At 62.8% G+C, this 24,307-nt stretch carries 18 protein-coding genes; 3 read left to right on the top strand and 15 right to left on the bottom strand.

Going from position 1 to position 24,307, the window contains the following annotated elements:
• Nucleotides 1-65 precede the first annotated feature (65 nt).
• Nucleotides 66-1,559: an aldehyde dehydrogenase gene (locus K4O48_RS19905; protein WP_222910107.1), complete on the top strand. Its 1,494-nt coding sequence runs from the start codon at nucleotides 66-68 to the stop codon at nucleotides 1,557-1,559.
• 328 nt (nucleotides 1,560-1,887) lie between these two features.
• On the opposite strand, the gene K4O48_RS19900 is transcribed toward K4O48_RS19905, so the two are convergent.
• The 10 genes from K4O48_RS19900 to K4O48_RS19855 all read right to left on the bottom strand — a co-directional run bounded on the left by K4O48_RS19900 (nucleotide 1,888) and on the right by K4O48_RS19855 (nucleotide 16,863).
• Nucleotides 1,888-3,288 (bottom strand): glycosyltransferase family 2 protein, encoded by a 1,401-nt coding sequence (locus tag K4O48_RS19900; protein ID WP_222910106.1) that lies wholly within the window; start codon nucleotides 3,286-3,288, stop codon nucleotides 1,888-1,890.
• A complete protein-coding gene (locus K4O48_RS19895; protein ID WP_222910105.1) occupies nucleotides 3,285-4,409 on the bottom strand; it encodes a HEAT repeat domain-containing protein in 1,125 nt (374 codons plus the stop codon). The genes K4O48_RS19900 and K4O48_RS19895 overlap by 4 nt, the downstream gene beginning before the upstream one ends.
• Nucleotides 4,399-5,541, bottom strand: a complete 1,143-nt coding sequence (locus K4O48_RS19890; protein ID WP_222910104.1) for a YaiO family outer membrane beta-barrel protein — start codon at nucleotides 5,539-5,541, stop codon at nucleotides 4,399-4,401. The genes K4O48_RS19895 and K4O48_RS19890 overlap by 11 nt, the downstream gene beginning before the upstream one ends.
• A complete protein-coding gene (locus tag K4O48_RS19885) occupies nucleotides 5,538-5,927 on the bottom strand; it encodes a response regulator transcription factor (RefSeq protein ID WP_222910103.1) in 390 nt (129 codons plus the stop codon). The genes K4O48_RS19890 and K4O48_RS19885 overlap by 4 nt, the downstream gene beginning before the upstream one ends.
• Complete coding sequence (locus K4O48_RS19880) at nucleotides 5,924-8,800, bottom strand: CHASE3 domain-containing protein (protein WP_222910101.1); 2,877 nt, start codon at nucleotides 8,798-8,800, stop codon at nucleotides 5,924-5,926. The genes K4O48_RS19885 and K4O48_RS19880 overlap by 4 nt, the downstream gene beginning before the upstream one ends.
• 166 nt (nucleotides 8,801-8,966) lie before the next feature.
• Nucleotides 8,967-10,607 carry a diguanylate cyclase gene (locus K4O48_RS19875; protein WP_222910100.1) on the bottom strand — a complete coding sequence of 547 codons (1,641 nt, stop codon included), beginning with the start codon at nucleotides 10,605-10,607 and terminating at the stop codon, nucleotides 8,967-8,969.
• Nucleotides 10,600-10,989: a response regulator gene (locus tag K4O48_RS19870; RefSeq protein ID WP_222910098.1), complete on the bottom strand. Its 390-nt coding sequence runs from the start codon at nucleotides 10,987-10,989 to the stop codon at nucleotides 10,600-10,602. Before K4O48_RS19870 ends, K4O48_RS19875 begins: the two co-directional genes overlap by 8 nt.
• On the bottom strand, nucleotides 10,986-13,388 hold the full coding sequence (locus K4O48_RS19865) for a PAS domain S-box protein (RefSeq protein WP_222910097.1): 2,403 nt from the start codon (nucleotides 13,386-13,388) through the stop codon (nucleotides 10,986-10,988). Before K4O48_RS19865 ends, K4O48_RS19870 begins: the two co-directional genes overlap by 4 nt.
• Nucleotides 13,389-13,409: 21 nt before the next feature.
• Nucleotides 13,410-13,817, bottom strand: coding sequence for a response regulator (locus K4O48_RS19860; protein ID WP_222910096.1), 408 nt, complete (start codon nucleotides 13,815-13,817; stop codon nucleotides 13,410-13,412).
• Between the two features lie 91 nt (nucleotides 13,818-13,908).
• Nucleotides 13,909-16,863, bottom strand: coding sequence for a PAS domain S-box protein (locus tag K4O48_RS19855; protein ID WP_222910095.1), 2,955 nt, complete (start codon nucleotides 16,861-16,863; stop codon nucleotides 13,909-13,911).
• Nucleotides 16,864-17,129: 266 nt separating this feature from the next.
• Between K4O48_RS19855 and desA the strand changes: the two genes are divergently transcribed.
• Nucleotides 17,130-18,320: a delta-9 fatty acid desaturase DesA gene (desA, locus tag K4O48_RS19850; protein WP_222910094.1), complete on the top strand. Its 1,191-nt coding sequence runs from the start codon at nucleotides 17,130-17,132 to the stop codon at nucleotides 18,318-18,320.
• A gap of 141 nt (nucleotides 18,321-18,461) precedes the next feature.
• The gene (locus K4O48_RS19845) at nucleotides 18,462-19,460 is read left to right on the top strand and encodes a GGDEF domain-containing protein (RefSeq protein ID WP_222910093.1); all 999 of its coding nucleotides are present in this window, start codon (nucleotides 18,462-18,464) and stop codon (nucleotides 19,458-19,460) included.
• Between the two features lie 69 nt (nucleotides 19,461-19,529).
• Here the strand turns inward: K4O48_RS19845 and K4O48_RS19840 are convergent, their stop codons facing one another.
• The 5 genes from K4O48_RS19840 to K4O48_RS19820 all read right to left on the bottom strand — a co-directional run bounded on the left by K4O48_RS19840 (nucleotide 19,530) and on the right by K4O48_RS19820 (nucleotide 24,280).
• Nucleotides 19,530-19,913 (bottom strand): hypothetical protein, encoded by a 384-nt coding sequence (locus K4O48_RS19840; protein ID WP_222910092.1) that lies wholly within the window; start codon nucleotides 19,911-19,913, stop codon nucleotides 19,530-19,532.
• Between the two features lie 100 nt (nucleotides 19,914-20,013).
• Nucleotides 20,014-20,613, bottom strand: coding sequence for a lytic murein transglycosylase (locus K4O48_RS19835; RefSeq protein ID WP_222910091.1), 600 nt, complete (start codon nucleotides 20,611-20,613; stop codon nucleotides 20,014-20,016).
• Nucleotides 20,614-20,747: 134 nt separating this feature from the next.
• The gene (locus tag K4O48_RS19830; RefSeq protein ID WP_222910089.1) at nucleotides 20,748-21,422 is read right to left on the bottom strand and encodes a hypothetical protein; all 675 of its coding nucleotides are present in this window, start codon (nucleotides 21,420-21,422) and stop codon (nucleotides 20,748-20,750) included.
• Between the two features lie 24 nt (nucleotides 21,423-21,446).
• Nucleotides 21,447-22,562: an agmatine deiminase gene (gene aguA, locus K4O48_RS19825; RefSeq protein WP_222910088.1), complete on the bottom strand. Its 1,116-nt coding sequence runs from the start codon at nucleotides 22,560-22,562 to the stop codon at nucleotides 21,447-21,449.
• 341 nt (nucleotides 22,563-22,903) lie between these two features.
• Nucleotides 22,904-24,280: a glutamine synthetase family protein gene (locus K4O48_RS19820; protein ID WP_222910087.1), complete on the bottom strand. Its 1,377-nt coding sequence runs from the start codon at nucleotides 24,278-24,280 to the stop codon at nucleotides 22,904-22,906.
• Between the last annotated feature and the right edge of the window lie 27 nt (nucleotides 24,281-24,307).

Genomic DNA, 24,307 nt, shown 5'->3' with positions numbered 1-24,307 from the left:
ATAGGCCTGGCGCTGCTGGTTTAGGGTGCCATTCTGAACATTCGACGCACACCAGAGGACGCCTCATGACCACCCTGACTCTCGCCGACTGGCAACAGCGTGCCCGTGACCTGCGCATTGAAGGACGGGCTTTCGTCCAGGGCGAATACACCGCATCCAGCTCGGCGGCTACGTTCGATTGCATCAGCCCGGTCGACGGCCGCGTGCTGGCGCAAGTGGCGAGTTGTGACGAGGCCGACGCCGACCGCGCCGTGATTAGCGCGCGCATGGCCTTCGAGTCTGGCGTCTGGTCGCGCATGGCCCCGGCCAAGCGCAAGGCGACGATGATCCGTTTCGCCAATCTCATCCAGGCCAATGCCGAAGAACTGGCGTTGCTGGAAACCCTCGATATGGGCAAGCCGATCGGCGATTCGCTGAACATTGACATCCCCGGTTCGGCCAACGCGTTGCGCTGGTCCGGCGAGGCGATCGACAAGCTCTACGATGAAGTCGCGGCGACGCCGCATGACCAGCTGGGCCTGGTCACCCGCGAACCTGTCGGGGTGGTGGCGGCGATCGTGCCCTGGAACTTCCCGTTGATGATGGCCTGCTGGAAGCTCGGTCCGGCGCTTTCCGCCGGTAACTCAGTGATACTCAAGCCATCCGAGAAGTCGCCGCTGACTGCGATCCGTGTGGCTCAATTGGCTATCGAAGCCGGCATCCCCGCGGGCGTACTCAATGTGCTGCCGGGCTATGGCCACACCGTTGGCAAGGCGCTGGCGCTGCACATGGACGTCGACACGCTGGTGTTCACCGGTTCTACCCGCGTCGCCAAACAACTGATGATCTACGCCGGCGAGTCGAACATGAAGCGCGTCTGGCTGGAGGCTGGCGGCAAGAGCCCGAACATCGTCTTTGCCGATGCACCGGACTTGCAGGCCGCCGCCAAGGCGGCCGCGAGCGCCATCGCGTTCAACCAGGGCGAGGTTTGCACGGCGGGCTCGCGGCTTTTGGTCGAGAGTTCGATCAAGGAGCGCTTCCTGCCGTTGGTGGTCGAGGCGCTCAAAGGCTGGAAGCCCGGCAACCCGCTGGACCCAGCGACCAATGTGGGTGCCCTGGTCGATACCCAGCAGCTCGATACGGTGCTCGGCTACATCGAGGCCGGCCGTAATGATGGTGCCCAGGTGCTCATCGGAGGTCAGCGGACCCTGCAGGAAACCGGCGGGCTTTTTGTTGAGCCGACCATCTTCGATGGCGTCAGCAATGCGATGAAGATCGCGCGGGAAGAGATTTTCGGGCCGGTGCTGTCGGTCATCACCTTCGATACCGCAGCCGAAGCCGTATCCATCGCCAATGACACACCCTACGGTCTCGCCGCTGCGGTATGGACGTCGGACCTGTCCAAGGCCCATCTGACCGCCAAGGCGCTACGGGCCGGTAGCGTCTGGATCAATCAGTACGACGGCGGTGACATGACCGCACCGTTTGGCGGCTTCAAGCAGTCCGGCAACGGGCGCGACAAGTCGCTGCATGCCTTCGACAAGTACACCGAACTGAAAGCCACCTGGATCAAGCTGTAAACCATCAGCATGCCGAGGGTGGATGTCGCCTTTTACATCCACCGATGGCGGCACCGCGGTGGATCGGTAGAGCGTGATCCACCCTACGATCCGTGCGTTATCAAAGCCCCAGTGAGGAGCTGACCATGCGTAGGGTGGATGTCGCCTTTTACATACACCGATGGCGGCACGCGGCACCGCGGTGGATCGGTAAAGCGCGACCCACCCTACGATCCGTGCGTCATCAAAGCCCCAATGAAGAGCTGGCCATGCGTAGGGTGGATGTCGCCTTTTACATCCACCGATGGCTGCACGCGGCACGCGGTGGATCGATAGAACGTGATCCACCCTACTGCCCCCAGGTTCCGCTGCGGCGCATGGCTCCCCATTGATGCTTGCGACGCGAAAACCATTGCCACAGCCCGCGGCAACGCCAGAGCGTATTCAGCTGGCGATAGCCGACGTTCTCCAGCACGGCCATGAGAAACAGCCGCAGCATGTCGCGGCGCCGTTCGTACACGCGAAACGACAGGGTCTCCAAGAGCAGGCCGTTGACCGAGAGCAGAATGCCCATGCCGACCGCTACCAGCAGGAAGGCGGCCAGTGCGGGATAGGACACCACGCCGAGCGCGAACCCACCGATCATAAAGGCGTACCCGACCAGCTCGATCAGCGGGCCCACCCACTCGAACAATGCCATGAACGGCCAGGCCAGCCAGCCCGGCGCGCCGCCGCGCAGGCTGAAGGCGAGGCGGGCGTGACGACCCAAGCTTTCCGCCAGGCCACGTTGCCAGCGGCTGCGCTGACGGCCCAGCGTGCCAAGGTCTTCCGGGCACTCGGTCCAGCAGATCGGATCGGGCAGGTAGCGGATGCGGTAGGGAATGCGGTGTTCCCGATGATAGCGATGCAGCCGCACCACCAGCTCCATGTCTTCGCCAACCGTGTCGGTGCGGTAGCCGCCGACAGTCATGACCCGCTCCTTGTCGAACAGGCCGAAGGCACCGGAGATGATCAGCACGGCGTTCATCGGTGACCAACCGAGGCGGCCGAATAGAAAGGCGCGCAGGTATTCCACGATCTGGAAGCGCGCCAGCCAGTTGCTCGGCAACCCGGCGCGGATCAGGAAGCCGCCCCGTACCTCCGAGCCGTTGGCGATGCGCACGGTACCACCCGCCGCAACGGTGCGTTCGTCTTCAAGGAAGGGTTGAACGACACGCAACAGGCTGTCGCGCTGCAGAATAGAGTCGGCGTCGACACCGCAGAACAGCCCGTGCCGCGCCGCATTGATGCCCGCGTTCAGCGCGTCGGCTTTGCCACCGTTGGCCTTGTCGATTACACGCAGGTTGGCGTAGCGCCGCGAACGGTAGATCGCGTGCACCGGCTGATGAGGAACCGCCTGACGCAGTGGCTCGGGATGTGGCACCAGCTCGAACTCGTCGATCAGCACCGCGAGGGTGTTGTCTTTTGAACCGTCGTTAATCACCACCACTTCGAATTCGGGGTACTGCAGCTGCAGCATGGAGCGCACCGACGTTCGGATCGTCGCCTGTTCGTTGAAGGCAGGCATCAGCACCGAAACGGGCGGCTCGACGCCCAGATACGCCGCGATTTCGCCGGTTTCGGCCCGCTGACGGATATAGCCCATGAGGCTGACCATCGACAGCACATTGAGCAGTAGGTACATCCCGTTGAGCAGCAGGAAGTAGAGGATAAAGCCCAGTTGCAACCACCACAGCCAGTCGATGCTCAACGCCGAACCTCCGCGATCGCTCGGCTCAGTGCGTCCCGCCCATAGCGATCTTCGACCTGGCCGAGTAAGGCCTGCAGCCGCTCGGGGGTGGCGCCCGGCAGTGTTGCCAAACTGTCTGCCGCGGCCTGACGGACCCACCAACTGGTATCGGCAAGCAACGGCATGAACACGCCGCTGTCTTCACTTCCGGCCTGTTTGTGCAAGGCTTGCAGTGCGGCCAGTCGCACGTCGGCATGGCTGTGCCGCAGCGCATGCAGCAATCGGCCCCGATCACGGGGGTCGCCCAGTTCGCAGAGGCAGCGTAGCGCGACCTGAAGCTGCTCCGGTGCGGCGTCTTCTTCCAGGCGTGCGCGGGCCCACGGAGCGGCGTGGCGGGGTTCGCCGTGAACAAGCAGGCCGATCAAACGCTCACGCCGCGGGTCTTCGGAACCGGCAAGGGTGATCAGCAGCGGCATGGTCACGGCCTGTTCGCCGGCCTGCTGGCAGAGGCTGGCCAGACGAGGCAGGGCCCAATCGATGCGCGACACGGCAGCCGGCAGAATCACCTGCATTGCACGGGGCGCGTCTATGGCGATCAGGGTCTGCGCGGCGGCCAGCGAAACGATTGCGTTGCGGTTCATCAGCAAGGGCTGAACGGCGTCCCAGTGTGCCGGATCGGCCTGGTGGCGCAGGCAGGTCAGGCCGATCAGCTTGCTGCGTACCCGGCCGCGCAGGAGCGCCAAGGCCTGACGATCCATGCCGAGGGCGACAAGCGCGCGGTTCATGCGCGCGCGCGCCGCGCCGCGCAACTGCAGCTGGGTGCGGTTCCATTGCAGGAGAAACCACAGCTGTCGACTTCGCGGCAACGCCGGCGCGGGCTCTGGCAGCGCATCGTCGAGGCTGCAGAGCGCAAAGAAGGGGCGCCATTGGTCATTGAACTGCTGGCGCCGTGCCGTTCGGCGACGGGCCACTTCACCGAGCAGCATGACTTGCACCATCACCAGCACAGTGAGAATCGCGAGGCCCAACGCGCAATACAACGCGAGCTGCAACATAGCGTCTTCCGGCCAGATGGCCTGCCACGCGTTGCGCGGTACGTCGCAGAGCCAGACGGGGCAGCTTACGGAGGGTTCAGAAAGCATGTCGCACGCCGAGTTGCAGCCATCGACGCGTGTAGTAATCGCCCTGACGGTGGTGGCCGAGCTCCCAGGTCAGCGCCCAGCGGCTATCGAGCCAGTGACGGCCTTGCAGGCTGAGGGCGCGCACATCGCTCGTGATCAGCTGCTGCTCTTCGACGGCCTCTTCCTCGCCAACCGTGGCGCGCAGGCCGGCATAGCTGAGACCGGCGTAGTAGTAGTCCAACGCCAAATCATGACCGATCGGCGTCCCGGCGTTGGCCACATCGGTGATATTCAGGGTGTACCCCGCGCGCCAGGAATCCCAGTAGCGCTCGGCGCTGAGGGCCAGTCGATCGACGCGAGTGGTTTCGTAGTCGGTGCGCCTGACACTGACGGCGCCGAGAAAACCATCGGGCAGGAGTCGTTGCAGGCGCAGGTCAGCGTGCCATTCGGGCAGAAAATACGGTGACGGCTGATAGCCGACTTCCGGTTGCAGCGTCCAGTTATCGTCCAGCGCGACCACGGCGCCCGCCTCGACGCCCTGGTCCCATTCGCCGAAGCGTTGTTCACGCAGCAGCGCACCGTACCAGCCGAGCCCGTCTGGTTGGGTCGAGGCGTAATCGAGGCGCTGGCTGCGCCAATTGTCGAAGCCGTTATCCAGCCAATCCTGGCGGGCCGACAGCTCGAGCTCATGACGGCGCTGCGCCGGTGCGTGCGTGATGGGGGTTGCCGTGGTCACCGGAGACCTCAGCGCCGCGCGGGCGTGCTGAATGGCCTGCTGAACGTCGGCGTAGTCTGGTGCGATCTCCGCCGCTCGTTCCAGCGAATCCAGCGCATCCTGCGGGCGGCCCGCCCACAACAATGCCTGCCCTTGGCCGAGCAGATAGTCCGCGTTGTCTGGCTCTTGCTGCAGGAGTCGCCTGTAGAGCGGTAACGCCAGCTCTGGCGTCCCTTGCCAGGCCCGCACCCGTGCCAGCAGAAATCGCGCTTCGCTGTCCTCTGGATGACCGGCCAGGTGGGCTTCGAGGGTCGCTGCGGCTGCATTCAATTGCTGCGCGTCGATCTGGCGTTGGGCGGACGCGATGTCAGCCAATGCCAGCGACGGGATAAATGAGGCGGCGGCTGTCACTGCCAATGCCAGGTGGAACCGACTCATCGGGACCTCCTCAGCAGGCGGCGGATACGCGCCAGCAGTTCCTCCGGCTGGAAGGGCTTTGTCACGTAATCGTCGGCACCCAGCTCAAGCGCACGAACGATATCGACTTCGCGCGCCTTGGCCGTCAGCATCAGGACCGGCACGTTTTCCCAGCCAGGTTGTGCACGCAGCCGCTCGATCAGTTCGAGGCCGTCGTGGTAGGGCAGCATGATGTCCATCAGGGTCAGGTCCGGCGGGCTGGCGTTCGCGATTTTTTCCAACGCCTGACGGCCATCCGCGGCGTGCTCGACCACGAAGCCGTGGCGCTCGAGCATGAAGCGGATCAGGAACGCGATGTCCTCTTCGTCCTCGACCATCAAAATGCGCGGGTTGGCGGAATCGCTCATGCGTTGACCTCATCAGAATTCGGGTTCTGGCCGGGCGGCCAGTGCTGAAGCAATTGTTGAATCATCGCGGCCAGTTCGTCGCCGTCATGGCGTGACTTGACCAGCTGGCGCAGCGCCAGCCGACTGTCCTGTACAGGTGAATCGAGCGCGGAAAAAATGATCACCGGTGGCGGCGGCACCGTCTGCGACAACTGATCGAACAGCTGGCTACCGTCGCCATCGGGCAGCATCAGGTCAAGGATCGCCAGATCGTAGCGTTCCCGGGCGAGCAAACCGCGGGCTTCGGCCAGCGTGGCGGCACCGTCCAGGTCAATGTCCATCGATTCGATCAGCCGGGCCAACAAGATGCGCAGGTCTTCATCGTCCTCGACATGTAGCACCTTCGGTCGCACCGGGCCGGTGTTAAGGCAGGCCCGCACCACTTCCATGACGCGTGATGGGTCGACCGGCTTATGCAGCCAGTCGACCACGCCGACCGCGCCGCCGCGCAACTCACCGTCGTCGTTGTCCCGTCGTTGTGGTTGCAGGCTGACAATAAGTACCGGCAGATGGCGATAGGTGTTCTGGCTGCGCAGGTTTTGCAGGAACGTGATGCTGTCTTCGTCATTCAGCGTGGGGCTGAGCGTCATCGCCTGGATGTCGAACTCGGCCAGCATGTCGCGGGCCTGGGCAGCTGTGTCCGCGATCAGCGTCGCGTAGCCGTGTTGCTGCAGCGCACTGGCCAGCTGCTCGGCGGCAGACGCGTCGGGCTCGAGTACCAGGATCCGGGAGACGGGCCGGGAGGCCTCACCAGCCGGTGTGGGCTGCAGCATCTTTGACGGATGCTCAGGGGCGAGGTGCGCAGGTGCCAATGGCAACCTGATCCAGAATCGCGTGCCCTTGCCGTCCTCGGAATCGAAGCCGATCCGACCGTGCATCTGCTGCACCAGCGAACGGGTGATCGCCAAGCCGAGCCCGGTGCCGCCACGCTTGCGGGCGTCCGTGGAGTCGGCCTGCGCGAAGCGTTCGAAGATACGTGAGCGGAAAGTGTCCGGAATGCCCTGGCCCTGATTCTGAACGCCGATCTCCAGGCTGCTGCCGTCGCTGCGCAGGTCGACGCGGACCACGCCGCCGACAGGAGAATGCTTGATCGCATTGGACAGCAGATTAGCCATCACCTGCGCAAAGCGATCCGGATCGAGATTCGCGAGTGCGTGTAGCGGCCCGCCGGGTAGTGCGAGCTGCAAACTGACGCCGTACTCATCACCGTATGGCGTGATATCGCTCATGGCCTGTTCGATCAGCACGGCTACATCGCAGCGGCTGATGTTGAACGGCAGGCGTCCGGCCTCGAGTTTTTCGATATCCAGAATGTCGTTGATCAGCCGCACCAGGCGTTCGCTGTTCTTGTGCGCGATGTCCAGCAGAGGGCGCGCGCCGGCATCGATGTCGCCGGCAATGCCACCAACCAGCATGCTCAACGCGCCGCGGATGGCCGTCAGCGGTGTACGCAGTTCATGGCTGACGGTGGAGATGAACTCCGTTTTCATCTGCTCCATCCGTCGCCGGAGCGAGATGTCGACGGCCACGGTGACGACGTGACAGGCACCGTTGGACATGGTCATGGGGCGCTTGAGCAGTTGCAGCCAGCGTTCATGACCCTGTGCATCGGTCAGGCCGACCTCGGTGATCCGCAGCTCCCCTGTGCCGCCCAGCAACTCGGCTTCGCCTTGCAGCAGCGGCAATATCCGTTGAGCGTCGTTGATGTCCTCAGCGCGGCGTTGCTCGATGTCGCTTGGGCGAGCGGCGAGCAGGGCGGCGAAGGCGCTGTTGCAGAGCAGGAAGCGGCCGTGATGATCGCGTACGAAGATCAGGTTCTCGTCGGTATCCACCACTCGCCGCAGAAATACCTTCTGATCTTCGAGCGTGTCACGGCTGCGTTGGAGTTCGGTGACATCCCGCGCGATGGCCAGGTGATCGCCCAGCCCGGTCGGCACCAGGCGCACTTCGAAGGTCCCGCGCCCTTGCAGCTCGCACCAGGTGGTCTGCCGCGGCTGGTGCGTTTCGTCCGCTTGCTGCAGCAACTCGACCAGCAGGGGCTCGATAGCCTCCGGCGCCGGCCCTCGCGTGTCGTTGGCCTGGGAAAGGGAAGACACCTGGCGGCGGTCGTCGATGGCGTAGAGGTCATCCGGAATGGCTTGCAGCAAGGCCGCTAGCCGTGCCTCGCCCGCCTGGGCCTTGAGGGTGAGCGCTTGGCGGATCTGCAGGTTACGGCGAATCGCCCAGAAGGCCGCAAGAAACAGCGCGATGACCATCAATGTGCCGATCAGTGCCAGCAGTCGGCTGCGCTCAATGGTTTCGGCGACGGCCCGGTTGGCTTCGGCGAGCTGCGTGCGTTCCCGCTGTTCCAGCGCGTTGAGCTGCCCTCGGAGTCGATCCATGATCCGTTTGCCCCCGGCCTGGTGCAGGCGCTCGGCGGCGGCTAACAGACCGGCGTCGCGGCGCGCCTGAATGTTGCCGGCAGTGATGATCAGGCGCTCGGCCATGTTGCGATCCAACTGGTCGAACCAACGCTGATCTGGGAACTCACCGTCGCCAACGATGTGCTCGAGGCTGCGGCGGTGCACTTCGAGCTGTGTCAGGCCGAGCTCGTAGGGTTCCAGGTAGACCGGGTCGCCTGTCAGAACAAAGCCGCGCGAGCCGGTCTCGATGTCCTGCAAGGAGGAAAGAATCGCCTGGGCCGCCGTGATGATTTCCAGGCGATGGGCAACCGACTGATTGGTGGTCAGCACCGCTTCTTGCGTGCGCTTGCTTAACCAGCCAAGCGCGACGAGCAAACTAAAGGCAATCAGGAAGGCAAGCGAATGCCAGCTGATCGAGTGTTTTGCGGGCAAACCGGTACTCCTTTCGCCGGTTGAGGGCATGGTCGGCGGGGCGTTTGGCTAAAGCGGACGTGCACCGTCGCACGCCAGGCACCCCGCGAACAGTCTCGGGTTCGTTGCAGTGTAGTTGGAGTCGAGAATAACGACGCGGTTCGCTTGGCCTCTGCCGGTTCTGCGATCAGTCCGGTTGCGCGATCTGCACCTGGTTACGCCCTCGGTGTTTGGCGGCGTAGAGCCCTTGGTCGGCGCGTTCGAGCAGGGTGCTGGCACTGGCGCTTCCGTTGGTTTCGCTGATGCCGGCGCTGAGGGACACGCTGAAGGTGCGTGCGCCTGCATGAAAGGTCAGCGCGGCGAAGCGCTCGCGTATCTCATCGAAAATGCGTTTGGCCTGGTCCGCCGGGCAGTCGGGCAGCACCGCGACGAACTCCTCCCCGCCATAGCGGCCGATGCTGTCGATACGCCGCAGGCGCTGGCGCATCAAGTTGGCGAGCGAGCGAATGACATTGTCGCCCGCGGCATGACCGTACTGGTCGTTGACCTGTTTGAAGTGATCGAGGTCCAGCATGACCACGCTGGTTGGCTTGCCGCTGCGCAGCGCGCGCTCGACCTCCAACGCTGCCTGCTCCTTGATGTCGGCGTGCTTGAGCAGGCCGGTCAGGCTGTCGCGCGACAGCGCCATGCTCAGCGAGCGGGCACGCTGCACGTGTGAATACACTGCCGCGGCCAGTGCGTTGTCACTGATGGGTTTGGTAATGAAATCGTCGCCTGCCTTGAGCAGCGCAGCCATCTGTCGGTTGATGTCGGTTTCGGCGGAGAGGTAGATGATCGGCACGCGCAGCCACTCATCATTCAAGCGAATCATCTGCGCCAGCTCGATGCCGGTGAACTCCGGCATGTTCATGTCGAGCAATACCATTTCCGGATTGAACGCGCGCATGACATCGAACAGCTGACTGGGGTCGCTCAGGGTCTCGACCAGCATTTGCGAATTGCGCAGGACCAGGCTGTAGCGGGCGGCGAGGTCCTCGTCATCATCGATGATCAGAACTCGATAGGGCTCGCTCAGTTGCAGATTCAGGATATTTTCCAGGCTGTTCTCCAGCCGGGTGACATCCAGCGGGCGCGTGAAATAGCCTTTCGCGCCGGCGCGCACAGCGGCGAGCTGGCTGACGAAATCAACGCGATGGCCGATCACCAGTAGCGGTAACGGCGCGTCCAGGCTCTGTTGTAGTGCACTGACCGCGTCCAGTTCGCCGTCGTGCTGGCTGACGATGAGGGCATCCGGCAGCTGCCCCTGGACCGCTGTCTGCAGCAATGCGATCTCGGGAAACAGCAGCACCTCATAGCCAAAATTGCCGAGCGTCTGACACATCGCCTGGCCGGCCTCTTCATCCTGTTCGAGCAGGTAGATGCGGCACCCTGCGGCCATGGCGTCCTGGCGCTCAGCGTGCATCGCCGGCGTGCGCTCGAGGCTGCCCGCGCGCTCGGCAGCGACCAACTGACGGACCGCACTGACGAACGCGGATAGCGCCTGGCCACTAGGTTTGGCGGCGTCCAGCCAGCGCGCAGCGCGTTGTTCCAGTACGCGTGATTGCTCGCCCAGCGTGGTGAAGCCAAAGGTGCCGGCAGTCCCGGCCAGGCGGTGCAGGCGTTCGTGCAGATCGAACATCATGTGCCGGCGCTGTTCCTGCTCGCGTGCCTGCGGCAATTGCTCGGCGCGTTGGTCGAGTTCGGTCAGCTCGTCATTGAGGCGTTCGGCGAATTTCTCGTTCAGCGCTTGAAGCTGGCTCCGCAGCGTGTCGCCCGCGCTGTCATTCATGCTCGGCATTCCATATCTCAGTCAGTTGTGTCGCCAGTTGGAGCGGGTCGAAGGGTTTCTGTAACAGTTTGCGGACGCCGAGCCGCTGGAGCTCTGCTGGATCGGCGGGGTCCTGCGCCTGGCCGGTCAGCAACACGACGGGCGTTTGCTGCAAGTCGATCAGTGAGGCGAGTTGGCGTAACAGTTCGATGCCGTCCATCTCAGGTAAAGACACATCCATCAGGATCATGTCCGGCCCGAACGCCTGGACCTTAGCCAGCGCCTCTTGACCGGACGCGCAGCTGAGGACCTCGAAGCCACCCAGTTTCTGCAGGGCGATGCGGGTCACTACCTGGATCGAGGGAACATCTTCGACATGCAGAATGCGTTGGAGAGGCTTCATGGCAGAGGCTCTTGCAGCGGCTGGCACGGCAGCTCGAACCAGAAGCAGGCGCCGGCGCCGGGTATCGAATCGAAGCCGATCTCGCCGTCCATGTGCTCGATCAGCTCTTTGCTGATGGCCAGGCCCAGTCCGGTTCCGCCCTGTTGCCGGGTATCGGAGGAATCAGCTTGGGCAAATTTGTGGAAGATCCGCGCGCGGAACCCTTCACTGATGCCTGGGCCCTTATCCCGTACGGCAACCCGGACCTTCTGGCCTTCGACCGTTTCCGCCCAGACATCGATGGTTTCGCCCGCTGGGGAAAACTTCGCGGCGTTGGACAACAGGTTGCTCATCACCTGCTCCAGGCGCATCGCGTCGACATTGATCGCGACCGCGGGGCAGCTGCCCAGCTCGATGCTGACCGCGCAATTCTCGGCATACCCCTGATTGCTGCGCAGTGCCTGTTCCAACAAGGGGCGCAGCGGTTGCTCCTGCAGCTCGAAGCGCATCTTGCCGGCGTACAGCTTGTCGATGTCCAGCAGGTCGTCGATCAGCGCGCTGAGGCGTTTGCTGTTCTGGTGAGCGATATCCAGCAGCTCCTGCAGGTGCTCCGGGACTTCGCCCATCACCTGGCCGCAGATCAACCCCAGCGACGCGGTGATGGACGTCAGCGGCGTGCGCAGCTCATGACTGACGGTGGAGACGAAATCACGCTGCATGATTTCGATCTGCTTGCGCTCGGTGATGTCGTGCAGCACCACCACGGCACCGTTCTGTTGTCCATTTGAGGCATACATCGGGTCGGCGTTGGCCAGCACGTAGCGGGGCGTGCCGTGCAACACGATGGTCATTTCCAGGTTGCGGATGTGTTCACCCTTCAGCGCACGGATCAGCGGGATCTCATCCTGGGTCATGAGCGTCACGCCATCGGCGTGGAAGAGGTGATAAGCGCTCGCCCATTGCTCCGGTGCAATCGGTTGCGCATCGAGCCCATGCCAGCGCCGGGCGGTGTGGTTGAACAGCGTCAGGTTGCACTCGGCATCGCAGGCCACAACCGCTTCGGATAAAGCTTCGAGCAGGCGTCGGTTCATTTCCTGCTGTTTGTCGAGTTCGAACTGTTCGCCCTTGCGCTCGGTAATGTCCGTGACCAGCCCGTGCCAAAGCACTGAGCCATCGGGCTGCCGCATCGGTGTCGCGCGCGCTTCGACCCAGATGATCCCTTTGCGCGGATGCTGGATACGGTGTTCGAAATGCCAGGCAGTAAGCGTCGACGCCGCGTAGCGGACGCTTTGCAGAACGTGTTCGCGATCGTCCGGATGCACCCGCTCATAAATCGGCGCAATGGACCGTGCCATCTCGGTCGCGCTCAGCCCGTAAATGTCCTCGACCCCTTCGTTGAGGTAGGGAAACGAGCTGTCGCCGCCGGGTCGCCAGCAGAACTGAAACAGCATGCCCGGCACCTGCGCCGCGATCTGCTGAAGCCGCAGCTGCAAGTGCTCCTGGTGGGCCAGGTCATAGGCGCTGACGATGTAGCCACGCAGCAGTTCATGCTCGTCGTGAATGGCCGACACGTTTAGCAGCACCGGCACGCTGTCACCGTTGCGATGGCGCAGACGCCATTCACGCATTTCACGCCGCCCTTCGAGTAGCGGCATGGTCAGCACGGCGAAGCCCGGCTCGATGCGCTCGCCCAGTTCTTGGCTGAGAATGGCGGCGCGGCGGGCGAGTGCCTCCACAGGGAACAGCGCCGAGGTCAGCGGATGGCCGACCAGCATCTGCTCGGTGTAGCCGAACAGCCGCTCCGCGGTCGGATTGACCCCCGATACCGTCCCGTCGGCGGTGGTGACCAGCATGGCGCTGGCGGCGCTGTTGAGCAGAGCTTGCTGCAGCGCCGCCTGTTCCGCGTAGCGGTGGGCCTGCAGGCGTTCCTCGAACAGGCGCATGATCTGCCGGCTGAGCCGCACCAGTGCGCCACGCTGCGCTTCGCTGAGCTGGCGCGGCTCGCGGTCGATTACGCAGAGTGTGCCGAGGTTGTATCCATCCGGGGTCGTGAGTGGTGCGCCCGCATAAAAGCGAATATTCGGGTCGCCGGTGACCAGGGGGTTGTCGCGAAAGCGCTGATCCGCTTGCGCGTCGTTGACTTCGAAGATGCCCTGGCCTTCGATGGTATAGGTGCAGAACGACAGTTCACGCGGGGTTTCGCTGACATCCAGGCCGAGGCGGCTCTTGAACCACTGGCGATGGTCATCGACCAGCGAAATCAGGGCGATCGGGGTGTTGCAGATGTACGCCGCGACATGGGTGAAGTCATCGAAGGCGGTTTCGTCCGGCGTGTCGAGAATCTCGTACCGCAGCAATGCTGCGAGGCGGGACAGCTCGCGGGGCGGGGAGAACGCCGGTATCGACTTCGGTGACTCCATCTGCAGGGCTCTCGTGCGGGATTAGGGGGTTGACCCAACGGCTTGCGCGCCGCAGGCATCCCAGATTGCCTGAATCTGGCTTGCCAGGCGCATCGGATCGAAAGGTTTGACGATTACGTCATGGGCGCCGAGCTGACGCAGGTGCTCGATTTCGCCGGGCTGGACCTTGGCGGTCATGAACACCACCGGGATTTGCGTCAGATCGACCCGCTCGCCGAGGCGCGTAAGTGTTTCGGGTCCGCCCATGCCGGGCATCATGACATCCAGCAGGATGAACTGGGGCGCAAAGGCTTCGACCTCGTCGAGTGCCTGCTGACCGGACGAGCAAGGTTGCACCTGGTAGCCACCGATCGCCTCCAGCGCCACCTTGACGACCGCCTGGATGGAGGGGTCATCCTCGACATGCAGAATCCGTTTCAGCTCACTCATGCGCGATCTCCAACGACAGTAGTGGCGCGCTCATGCGCCAGCAATTCGGCCGCTGGCTGCGTGTAGGGCGCGTCACTGTGAAAATAGTCCGCTATTGCAGGTCTTGCGCAGGCAGTTCGAACCAGAAGCAGGCGCCCTGGCCCAGCTCCGAATCAAACCCGATGCGCCCGTTCATGTGTTCGATCAGGTCTTTGCTGATCGCGAGGCCCAAACCGGTCCCGCCTTTCTGGCGGGTATCCGAGGAGTCGGCCTGGGAAAACTTCTGAAATATCCGCTGGCGAAAGCTTTGTGGAATGCCGGGGCCGACGTCACGAACACTGACCCGTACCTGATCGCCTTGACGGCGGCTGCTCAGTAGTACGACTTCGCCGGCCGGGGAGAATTTCGCCGCGTTGGACAGGAGGTTCGCCAGCACCTGTTGAAGGCGATGCGCGTCGACCATTACCGTGACGGCCGCCTGATCGCCCAGCTCAAGACGCACACCGAGTGCATCCGCGTAGGCCTGGTTCGCGCGCAGTGCGTCTTCGAGCAGCGGCGAAAGCGGCTGGGGAAGGAGCTCAAAGCTCATCTGCCCGGCCACCAGCTTCTCCATATCCAGCAGGTCGCCGATGAGCAGGCCGAGGCGCTGACAGTTTTGTTGCGCTATACCGAGCATGTGTCCCATGGCGGGAGGGATTTCGCCGACCGCGCCACCGACGATCAGTCCCAGCGAGCCGGAGATTGAGGTCAGCGGGGTGCGCAATTCGTGGCTGACGATGGAGACGAATTCGCTCTTCATTCGGTCGACGCGCTTGCGCTCGGTAATGTCGCGCACCAGCCCGATGAACTTGCGTTCACCGCGGTGGCTGATCTGCGAGACACGCAGTTCGATGGTAAACAGTTCGCCGTTGCGGCGAACGGCCTGCAATTCCCGGTTCTGCTCCAGGCTGCGGCCCTCCCCACGCCGCTCATAGGCTTCGAGATAGCCGTCGTGGGCGGCGCGATGGGGTTCAGGCATCAGGATCGACAGGTTCTGCCCGAGCACGTCCGCTTCGCTGTAGCCGAAGATGTGCTCGGCCGCGTGGTTGAAGGTTTCGATCTGGCCGCGCTGGTTGATGATGATGATGGCGTCGATGACATTCGCGATCAGCAGACGCACGTACCGTTCACGTTCATGGGCTTCCTGCTCGGCCATGGCACGGGCGGTGACGTCCCAGATGAACCCGTCGTACCACTGCAGCCGGCCATCCGCGTCGCGTAGCGCACGGCTGTTTTCCTGAACCCACAGTGTTTCGCCCTGCGCATTGATCAAGCGGTAGGTGCGTTCGAGCTGCTCTGCACCGCCGTCCTGGACAATCGTGCGGTCGTCCGGGTGAATGAGATCGCTGTATTGGCGCGTACCCGGTGCGATGAAGTCGCGGGCGGGATAGCCGGTCAGGCGTTCGATCCCTTCGCTGAGGTAGCGAATCGTGCGGTCGGTGTCACCGTCTCGGCGGTACACCACGCCCGGCAAGTTGCTCACCATGCTGCGGAAGCGGCTTTCGCTTTCGCGCAGCGCGATGGTGGTGCTCATCAGCGGCGTGATGTCGGCGATAAATCCGTGCCAAAGCACAAATCCGTCGCGTAGACGTTCGGCTGTGGCGCGCACTTCGACCCAGATCAAGCCTTTGTTCGGGTTATGGATGCGATAGCGCGTCGTGCCGCTGCCCAACGTGGCGGCCGAGCGGTCGATCGCGGCTCTCAAGCCCGGGCGATCGGGATCATAAACAGCCGCGAACGCGATGGTGGCGTCGTCGATCAGTTGTTCCGGGGTGATGCCGTACAGGTCGCGGGCGCCGTCACTGGCATAGACGAAGCTGTAGACGCCCTCCGGCGAACGCTTCAACTGGTAGACCATGCCCGGCAACAGGCTGGCGATCTTCTGGCCCCGCTCGAGCAGCCGTCGACGGCTGCGTTCTTGGCGAATATCGCGAACGCGGTGGATGCGCTGAACGATGCCGCGGCGATGTAGCAAAAAGGTCAGAACCAGCAGAAGAGCCTCGGCGATGGCCCACGCCAAGGTCCACTTCACCAGCACATGCCGCTCCGCCTGCCGCTGCTCACTGAGTGCCGCGGTGATGTCGCGCCAGACCAGCGCAACCGCCATGGGCAGGCGCCCGGGGTTGTGTTCGGCCATGACGTCATGCAGCGGGATCTGGTTGAGCAGGAAACTGCGTCCGTTCGACTCGAGCATGCGCAGCGCTTGCCCAGCTTCGGGCGACGGCAACGATTGCTGCTGTGCCCAATGCAGGATCTGCGGGGCTGAATGGGTGTCGAGCAGCCAGCCACGCAGGCCCTTGAGCTGAATGCCGACCGGGGGTGTCCAGAGCATGTGTTCCAGCTCGGCGCGGTTAACCAGCAGGCCCAGGCCGGCGTTCAGCTGCTCGCCGAGATCGGTCAGGTCCGGAAGAATGCCGAATCCGACCTCCAGGGCGGCGATGACCTCGCTGTCGGGGTTGCTGCTGGCGCGTATCGGCACGATGGCGCGGTTGCCGGCGCTGTGCTGGCCAACATCCAGGCCGGACACGACCTGCCCCTGTGACAAGGCCTTGTAGAGGAGCGGTCTGCGATCCGCGACGGCGTCTCCAAACGCGTCAAGATCCTGCATGCGTAACAGCGCGATACCGGCGTCGCCCCAGAACAGCTGCAGCTGAAGCGCGCCATGTGCTTGCATCACCTTCCAGGTTGGCGTGAGCGACTGAGTCAGTTGCTGACGAATACGGGTGAGGCGGGGACCATGCCATTGAGCGCCGGCTTTAACCGCACGGTCGGCCTGGCGGATCAGGCGCAGGGTTTCGGGCCCGGCGCTGAGCGTGCTGGCGATCAGCCGCGCCTGTTCTTCCAGACCCTGCTGGGCACTGCGCAAGGCCAGCGCCTGCAGCTCACCCTGCTGAGCGGCCTGCAACGACCAGACCGTGTCCCGGGCTCGGTAATCGTTGAAGGCGAGGCCGCCGAATAGCAATGCCAACATCACGCTGCCGAGGCCGAGAATCCAGCAGGGGTGAGTCGGAGGACGCGTAGGAGTCATGGTCATTCTTGGGCACCGGCCCGCGCTGCCTGACCTCACGCGACGTGGCGAGGTGCAGAGATTTAAAAAGGTGATGGCGATATGCTATCTGGAAAGCGCTGTCCGTGCTTGTGGTCTATCGGCCACGGCGGGGTTTTCTGTCAGACCCTGAAATGAAAAAAGCGCGTCGAACGACAGACGGCGGTGTATGCGCTCGGGCGGGGGAGGACAATAGGTCGCAGATTCGCAAAGGCGTATCGGACTCTACACCGCGAGGCAGCGACACTATGTGGTACACCGGTTTTCTCGACCTTTCCGCCTGGCAAGTGGTAGCGGCTACGTTGCTACTGACCCACGTCACCATCGTCGCGGTCACTGTTTATCTGCACCGCTATTCCGCGCATCGCTCGCTTGAGCTGAACGCGGGCCTCAAGCATTTTTTCCGCTTCTGGCTGTGGCTGACCACGGCGATGAACACCCGCGAGTGGACCGCTATCCATCGCAAGCATCACGCCAAATGCGAGACTCCAGACGATCCACACAGCCCGGTGCAGAAGGGGCTCGGCACGGTGCTGCGGCGCGGTGCGGAGCTGTACATGGAAGAAGCCAAGAACGAGGAGACCCTGCGCATCTACGGCAAGAACTGCCCCGACGACTGGGTCGAGCGCAACCTGTACTCGCGTTTTCCCAACCTTGGCATCGTCTTGATGCTCGGCCTCGATCTGGCGCTGTTCGGTGTGATCGGCCTGACGGTCTGGGCCGTGCAGATGATCTGGATACCGGTCTGGGCGGCAGGCGTCGTCAATGGGCTGGGGCATGCGGTCGGCTATCGCAACTTCGAATGCCGCGACGCGGCCACCAATCTGGTCCCCTGGGGCATCCTCATCGGCGGCGAAGAGCTGCACAACAATCATCACACCTACCCGAATTCGGCGAAGTTGTCGGTGCGCAAGTGGGAATTCGACATGGGCTGGGCCTGGATCAAGCTGTTCAGCCTGCTGGGTCTGGCCAAGGTGAACCGGACGGCGCCGATTGCTCACCGCGTCGAGGCCAAGCATCAGCTGGACATGGACAGTGTGATGGCCATCCTCAACAACCGGTTCCAGATCATGGCTCAGTACCGCAAGCTGGTGATCAAACCGTTGGTACAGCTGGAGCTGCAGCGTGCCGACGCCTCTGTCCGGCACCAGTTCCGCCGTGCCAAGCGGCTGCTGTCGCGTGAGCCGAGCCTGCTGCAGGACGACCAACAGCAGCGTATCGAGGTGATCCTGGAGCAGAGCCAGGCGTTGCGGGTCATTTACGAGCAGCGTCTGGCGCTGCAACAGATCTGGACGCGTACCAGCGCCAACGGTCACGACATGCTGGCTGCGATGAAACAGTGGGTGCAGGACGCTGAGGCCAGCGGTATCCAGTCACTGCGGGAATTCGCTGAGCACCTGCGAACCTACTCGCTACGGCCGGCTGTCGTCCCTGCATGACCTTTGATCGGCAGGATTCGGGCTATAGGAGCCGTTCGGAACTTTGCTCGATCGCCACTCTCTGAACTGCATTCTGGTGTTATTGCGACAGCTACTCAGCGGGTCTCCGCCGGTGCCTGACGCCATTTTTGGAACGCAGGTATGAGTCTGGTGAAGCAGCGAAGCGAAAAGGGGGTCGGCATCCTTCCGCCGACCGAGGCGCAAACACTTCTGGCACTGATGCATGCCCGCGCCGAGGTCGAACGACTGAGCGAGCGCGAGCAGCTGTTCAGCACGTTGATGGGTGCTGTGAATGCGGTGCTGTGGGCGTTCGATTGGCAGGCGCAACAGATGATTTACGTCAGCCCGGCGTACGAGCAGGTGTTCGGTCGCTCAGCCGCCTTGTTGCTGGCCGATTATGGGGAGTGGCGCAACAGCATCTACCCGGACGATCTGGAGTACGCGCAACAGACCATGCTCGAGGTGCTGGACAAAGGCGCCGTTGAAGAGCGCGAGTACCGCATCATCCGTGCCGACGGGCAGCTGCGTTGGCTGAGCGACAAGTGCTTCATCGCCCACAGTGCCGACAGCGCGCGCGGGCCGATCATCGTCGGCATCGCCGAAGACATTACGGAAAAGAAGCAGCTCGAGGGTGAGCTGCAGCGGCTGGCCACCATTGATGTGCTGACGCAGAGCAGCAACCGTCGCTATTTCTTCGAGTGCGCCCAGCGCGAATTCGATCTGGCGCGGCAGTACGCCACGCCGATGGCGTTCCAGCTGCTGGACATCGATGACTTCAAGCGGATCAACGATACCCACGGTCATCAGATGGGCGATCAGGTATTGCAGCGCGTGGCCCAGTGCGGTTCATCGGTGCTGCGTCGCGGGGATCTGTTTGGCCGCATCGGCGGCGAAGAATTTGCCCTGCTGTTGCCGGGTTGCCAGCCCGATCTCGCCGAGCAGATCGCCGAACGCTTGCAGCGCGAGATTCAGCGTCTGGTCTTCACCAGCCCCGATGGACAGCGTTTTGGTGTCACCATCAGCCTGGGCGTGACCTACCTGAGAGCCAGCGATCCTGACCTGAGCGCACTGTTCGCCCGGGCAGATGCGGCGATGTACACCGCCAAGCGTCTGGGCAAGAACCAGGTCATCGTGTCCTGAGTGGCGCCCTGGCCCCGTGGGTCGCGCCTCGTCGCGGCCGATGGCCTATGCCGTCGGCCGCGAGCGCTGTCACTGCATGAACTGCTGGCCTAACGCTTCCATCTCTTGCTTGAACTCATCGCATTTGGCCTGATGTTCGGAGGCCGGGATGCTTGCCCATTTTGCCTTCGCCTCGCTTGCACCGGCGTTGAAGGCTTTGTCAAAAGCGGCCGCGTCCATACCGTTTTGGATCGACAGGGCTCTTTGCTTCTCTTTTTGCTCAGCCAGCTGTTCGTCTGACGACTCTCCGCAGACCTTGGCCGTTGTGTGCATAGCGCCGCCGAAATTGGCCAGCTGCGTATGCATGTTGGACATCATCATCTCTGGGTTCGGGTCCTGAGCCTGTGCACCGAGGCTGACCAGCATCATTGCGCTCGCCATGGACAGCCGCTGCAGACCGGTTGCTAAAGACATGTTTGCTCCTTCTGTTGAATGTCTGTTCTGCGTTGAATGATTCGCTGCGCCGGCTAAGCGCTTGATGTGTTCATCGTTGTGCCACGTCGGTTTACAGCCCTCAACGAAGCATATTGTGAACGGCCACCGCACCTTCGATTGCCTGGTCGTTGGTAATGCCCTGCATGCTCTCGACCTTCTGCAAAACGATACCGCCCGCCGCAGTGGTAACGGTGACTCTGCCGACGACCACCTGCGGGCCGATGATGCCCAGCTGCGCAGCGGGGTCCATCTGCTTGCTCAGGTCCACCACGAATCCACCGATTTCCTCGACTCTGTGATCGTCATACACCATGCCCATCTGTCGAAGCAGCGTGGCGTCCTGGGGTTCCTGGTCGATGGTGATTCCAATAGCCATGCTGCCGCCTTTGACCACCTCGAACGCATTGCCGGACTGCGTTTCCTGGGATAGCCATGTGCAGCCAATGCCGTAGACACTTACATTGTCATAACGGCCGCCGTCTTCTTCGTCGACCAGCACCAGGCCTTCGACCATGGGGCCAAGCGTTGCGGCGATCTGGTTGCAGTCGGGGAGCTGCTCGAGGGTGGGTGGAACGTATCCCGCACTGGGATCAGAACCGGGGTCGCCTTCGTCATCGCAGCCACTGGTTGCAAGCGCAAGGACCAGCAAAGCCGGTAGGGTAGAGCGGGGCGTCAGCACAGCAGCTGGTTTCCTGTTTTGGTGGATAAGTGATCAGGTCGGGTGGTCGCGGTGGTGGCCCGCGAACCCGTTGAAGACCTGAATTCTAGACCAAAACGGCTGCGCTTCAAGCAAGGGAAGGCGCGCTTAAGTGTTCAGGGCGCTCTACGGTACACGTCGTCGAAACGCACGTTCATCCCGCCGCAGTGGCTGTTGTCGGTGACGACCAGGTTGCCGGCCACGTATTGCAGAGTGACGCGGCAGTCGTAGTCGTCATCGCCTTCGGCAATCTTTAGCAAATCGCCTGCGGGCTGCCCCTTGCCGGCAAAGGCGCCAAGGTGCACGACCCGCTCCCCAGCGCTGTTGAGCCCGCCCTGCCAAATGGCCTCGCCTTCGACAGCCAGTGCGTCGCCGGATGATGGACGCGCGATGACGATGCTGTTGCCGCCCGCAATCGGCACCCAGCGGCCGATCCAGTCGTCGGCCGTAGGCGTGTGTGAGGCTTCGATGTCGATATTGTTGGCCGGCACCCAGCCAACGAACTCCCGCTTTTCGGCGAAGTACCAGACGCAGGCCCAGCCGTCCGCCTGATTACCGACCAGGAGCGTGTCGCCCTCCACGAGGTAGGCCTTTTGCTGGCAGGACGGCGCGTCGGGGCAGCCAGCAGCATCGTCCCTGAAATGCACCCGCTCGCCGGCGCCGGTGACCACCTCAGCGTGACGCACCTCGCCGGCAAATGCCGGAAAGAAGCCGTTGCGGCACGAATAGGGCTCGATGGCCTGCACCGAGGGCGCCAGCAGCACACACAGTAGAAAGGCTCCAAAACGCATGGCTGGCGACTCCCATGGTGATTGCTACGCCGTGGCGCGGCTCGATGCGGCAGGCTGCTGTTGGGTGATGCAGTGGATATTGCCGCCGCCGAGCAGAATTTCACGCCCCGGCACCATGACCACCTGATGCTGAGGAAACAGCCGGCTGAGGATCGCCTCGGCTTCCGCGTCGAGGGGATCGTCGAATGAGGGCGCGATGATGCCGCCGTTCACGATCAGGAAGTTCACGTAGCTGCCGGCCAGTCGAATCGACGGATCGCGAGGTTGGCTGCCAATCAGTGGAACGACCCCGGCGCATTCCTCTTCAGTGGCGTGCAAAGGCCCGGGGATTGGCATCTTGTGCACCACCAGCTGGCGATCCCAGGCATCACGCGATTGTTCCAATACCTGCATCGCGGCCTGGCAGCGTTCGAAATTGGGATTGTCGCGGTCATCGGTCCAGGCCAGCAGCACTTCGCCCGGACGAACGAAACAGCAGAAGTTGTCGACGTGACCGTCTGTTTCATCGTTGTAGAGGCCGTGCGGCAGCCAGATCACCTTGTCGATCGCGAGGTAATCGGCCAGCACCTTTTCGATGTCTTCACGGGACAGATTCGGGTTGCGATTACGGTTGAGCAGGCATTCCTCTGTGGTGATCAGGGTGCCTTCACCGTCAACATGAATAGATCCGCCTTCAAGCACGAAGCCCTCGGTGCGGTAGCGATCGCAGCGCTCGATTTCGAGAATCTTGCGGGCCACTTCGTCGTCGCGCTGCCAGTCTTCATAGAGGCCGCCCTCTAACCCGCCCCAGGCGTTGAACGTCCAATCTACGCCGCGCAAGCCACCCTTGCCGTTGATCACGAACGTCGGACCGGTATCGCGTACCCAGGCGTCGTCGCTGCTGATCTCGACCAGGCGGATGCGCGGATCGTCCAATTGCGCCCGTGCCGCTACGTAATGCTCGGCGGTGACGCAAACCGTAACCGGCTCGAAGCGTGCGATGGCCTTGGCCACCGCTGTGAATGCCGCCTGTGCCGGCGTGCCCTGATTACGCCAGTTGTCCGGTCGTTGCGGCCAGACCATCCAGGTCTGGCTATGCGGCGCCCACTCGGCGGGCATGTGGAAATCGTCAGCACGTGGGGCGGTGGTCAGGGTGGTCATCGTTTTACCTGCGAAGGAACGGCAATCTCAAGGCCGCCGAATGCGGCGGCGTTTCATCAGTTGGCGGACATCTGACCGCGGCGAACAGCATTCCGCGCAACGAGGCCCGCGGCTGACCTGAACACCGACAAATGGCCGGCGAAAAACGGGCCGGTGCGAGGCGTCAATCATCGTGCTGGTGGGCGGCGGTTGTCATGGATGGGTATTGGAAGCCACCCGGGGGCTTCGTGGCAATCAGCCGGATAGAGGAATCGCTGATAGGGACCGCACGGCAAACCAGGTGTGACGTCTCGCGATAGCCGACGGTTGCGCGGGCAGGCCCAACGCAACCGGGTTACCCGTCAGACCGTGTGCAAATACCAGTTGTATTCCAAATCGGAAATCGAGTGCTCGAACTCGGCCAGCTCGCTTTCCTTACAGGCGACGAAAATGTCGATGTACGTGGAGTCGATGTATCGCGCCATGATTTCGCTGTCATCCAGCTCGCGCAGGGCATCGCGCAGGTTGGTCGGCAGGCTCTGCTCGACCTGCTCATAGGAGTTGCCCTCAATGGGCTCGTCCGGAGCAATCTTGTTGGTCAACCCGTGGTGAATGCCCGCGAGAACCCCTGCCAGCAGCAGGTAAGGGTTGGCATCCGCGCCCGCAACGCGGTGCTCGATGCGCACGGAGTCCGAGCTCTCCGTCGGCACGCGCAGGGCCACAGTGCGATTGTCCAGGCCCCAGCAGGGTGCGTTAGGCACGTAAAACTGCGCGCCGAAACGTCGATAAGAGTTCACGTTCGGACAGAGGAACGCCATGGAGGCGGCCATGGTCTGCTGAATCCCGCCGATGGCATGGCGCAGCGTTTCGCTTTCCAGCGGTTTGTCCGTGGCGAAAATGTTGTTGCCGTTCTTGTCGAGCAGCGAGATGTGCACGTGCAAGCCGTTACCCGCCTGGCCCGGGTAGGGTTTGGCCATGAAGGTGGTGTCCATCTCATGGTCGTAGGCGATGTTCTTGATCAGTCGCTTGAGCAGTACCGCGTAGTCACACGCCTTGATCGGGTCCGCGACGTGATGGAGGTTAACCTCGAATTGCGCCGGGGCGCTTTCCTTGACGATGGCGTCGGCGGGTATGCCCTGCTCTTTGGCACCCTCGAGGATGTCCTGCAGGCAGTCGACATACTCGTCGAGGTCATCGATCAGGTAAACCTGAGTGGAGTGCGGGCGCTTGCCGGAGATCGGTGAGCGCGGGGGTTGCGGGCGACCATTAACGTTTTCCTGGTCGATCAGGTAGAACTCCAGCTCGAACGCAGCGCAGATGGTCAGACCCAGCTCGTCGAACTTGCTCACCACCTGGCGCAGCACTTCACGCGGGTCCGCAAAGAAGGGCGAGCCGTCACGTTCATGCATCGTCATCAGCAATTGCGCGGTGGGGCGCTTCTGCCAGGGTTCGTTGCTCAGGGTGTTCGGAATCGGGAAGCAAGTTCGGTCCGAGTCGCCGATGTCCATGCCCAGGCCAGTGCTCTCCACGGTGATGCCATTGATGTCGAGGGCAAACAGCGAGGCGGGGAGGTTGATGCCTTTTTCATACACCTTGTGCAGGCTGGCGCGCTCGATGCGCTTGCCCCGGACGACCCCGTTCATGTCTGCAATCAGCAGGTCGACGTACTGGACCTCCGGGTGTTCCTTGAGAAATGCGTTCGCTTCGTTGAGCTGAACGGCACGCGGCGGCGGAAGCATGATGAAGCACCTTAATTGTTAAAAATT

Origin of the sequence: Pseudomonas sp. DNDY-54 (genome assembly GCF_019880365.1) — a bacterium.
Taxonomy (GTDB): domain Bacteria; phylum Pseudomonadota; class Gammaproteobacteria; order Pseudomonadales; family Pseudomonadaceae; genus Stutzerimonas; species Stutzerimonas stutzeri_P.
This window is presented reverse-complemented; position numbering and strand designations above follow the sequence as displayed.

Bases quoted from the DNA above. Each gene is read 5' to 3' on its own strand.
- K4O48_RS19905 (WP_222910107.1), top strand. From the start codon at position 66: ATGACCACCCTGACTCTCGCCGACTGGCAACAGCGTGCCCGTGACCTG.
- K4O48_RS19895 (WP_222910105.1), bottom strand. From the start codon at position 4,409: ATGCTTTCTGAACCCTCCGTAAGCTGCCCCGTCTGGCTCTGCGACGTA.
- K4O48_RS19890 (WP_222910104.1), bottom strand. From the start codon at position 5,541: ATGAGTCGGTTCCACCTGGCATTGGCAGTGACAGCCGCCGCCTCATTT.
- K4O48_RS19885 (WP_222910103.1), bottom strand. From the start codon at position 5,927: ATGAGCGATTCCGCCAACCCGCGCATTTTGATGGTCGAGGACGAAGAG.
- K4O48_RS19875 (WP_222910100.1), bottom strand. From the start codon at position 10,607: ATGAATGACAGCGCGGGCGACACGCTGCGGAGCCAGCTTCAAGCGCTG.
- K4O48_RS19870 (WP_222910098.1), bottom strand. From the start codon at position 10,989: ATGAAGCCTCTCCAACGCATTCTGCATGTCGAAGATGTTCCCTCGATC.
- K4O48_RS19865 (WP_222910097.1), bottom strand. From the start codon at position 13,388: ATGGAGTCACCGAAGTCGATACCGGCGTTCTCCCCGCCCCGCGAGCTG.
- K4O48_RS19860 (WP_222910096.1), bottom strand. From the start codon at position 13,817: ATGAGTGAGCTGAAACGGATTCTGCATGTCGAGGATGACCCCTCCATC.
- K4O48_RS19855 (WP_222910095.1), bottom strand. From the start codon at position 16,863: ATGACTCCTACGCGTCCTCCGACTCACCCCTGCTGGATTCTCGGCCTC.
- desA (WP_222910094.1), top strand. From the start codon at position 17,130: ATGTGGTACACCGGTTTTCTCGACCTTTCCGCCTGGCAAGTGGTAGCG.
- K4O48_RS19845 (WP_222910093.1), top strand. From the start codon at position 18,462: ATGAGTCTGGTGAAGCAGCGAAGCGAAAAGGGGGTCGGCATCCTTCCG.
- K4O48_RS19840 (WP_222910092.1), bottom strand. From the start codon at position 19,913: ATGTCTTTAGCAACCGGTCTGCAGCGGCTGTCCATGGCGAGCGCAATG.
- K4O48_RS19830 (WP_222910089.1), bottom strand. From the start codon at position 21,422: ATGCGTTTTGGAGCCTTTCTACTGTGTGTGCTGCTGGCGCCCTCGGTG.
- aguA (WP_222910088.1), bottom strand. From the start codon at position 22,562: ATGACCACCCTGACCACCGCCCCACGTGCTGACGATTTCCACATGCCC.
- K4O48_RS19820 (WP_222910087.1), bottom strand. From the start codon at position 24,280: ATGCTTCCGCCGCCGCGTGCCGTTCAGCTCAACGAAGCGAACGCATTT.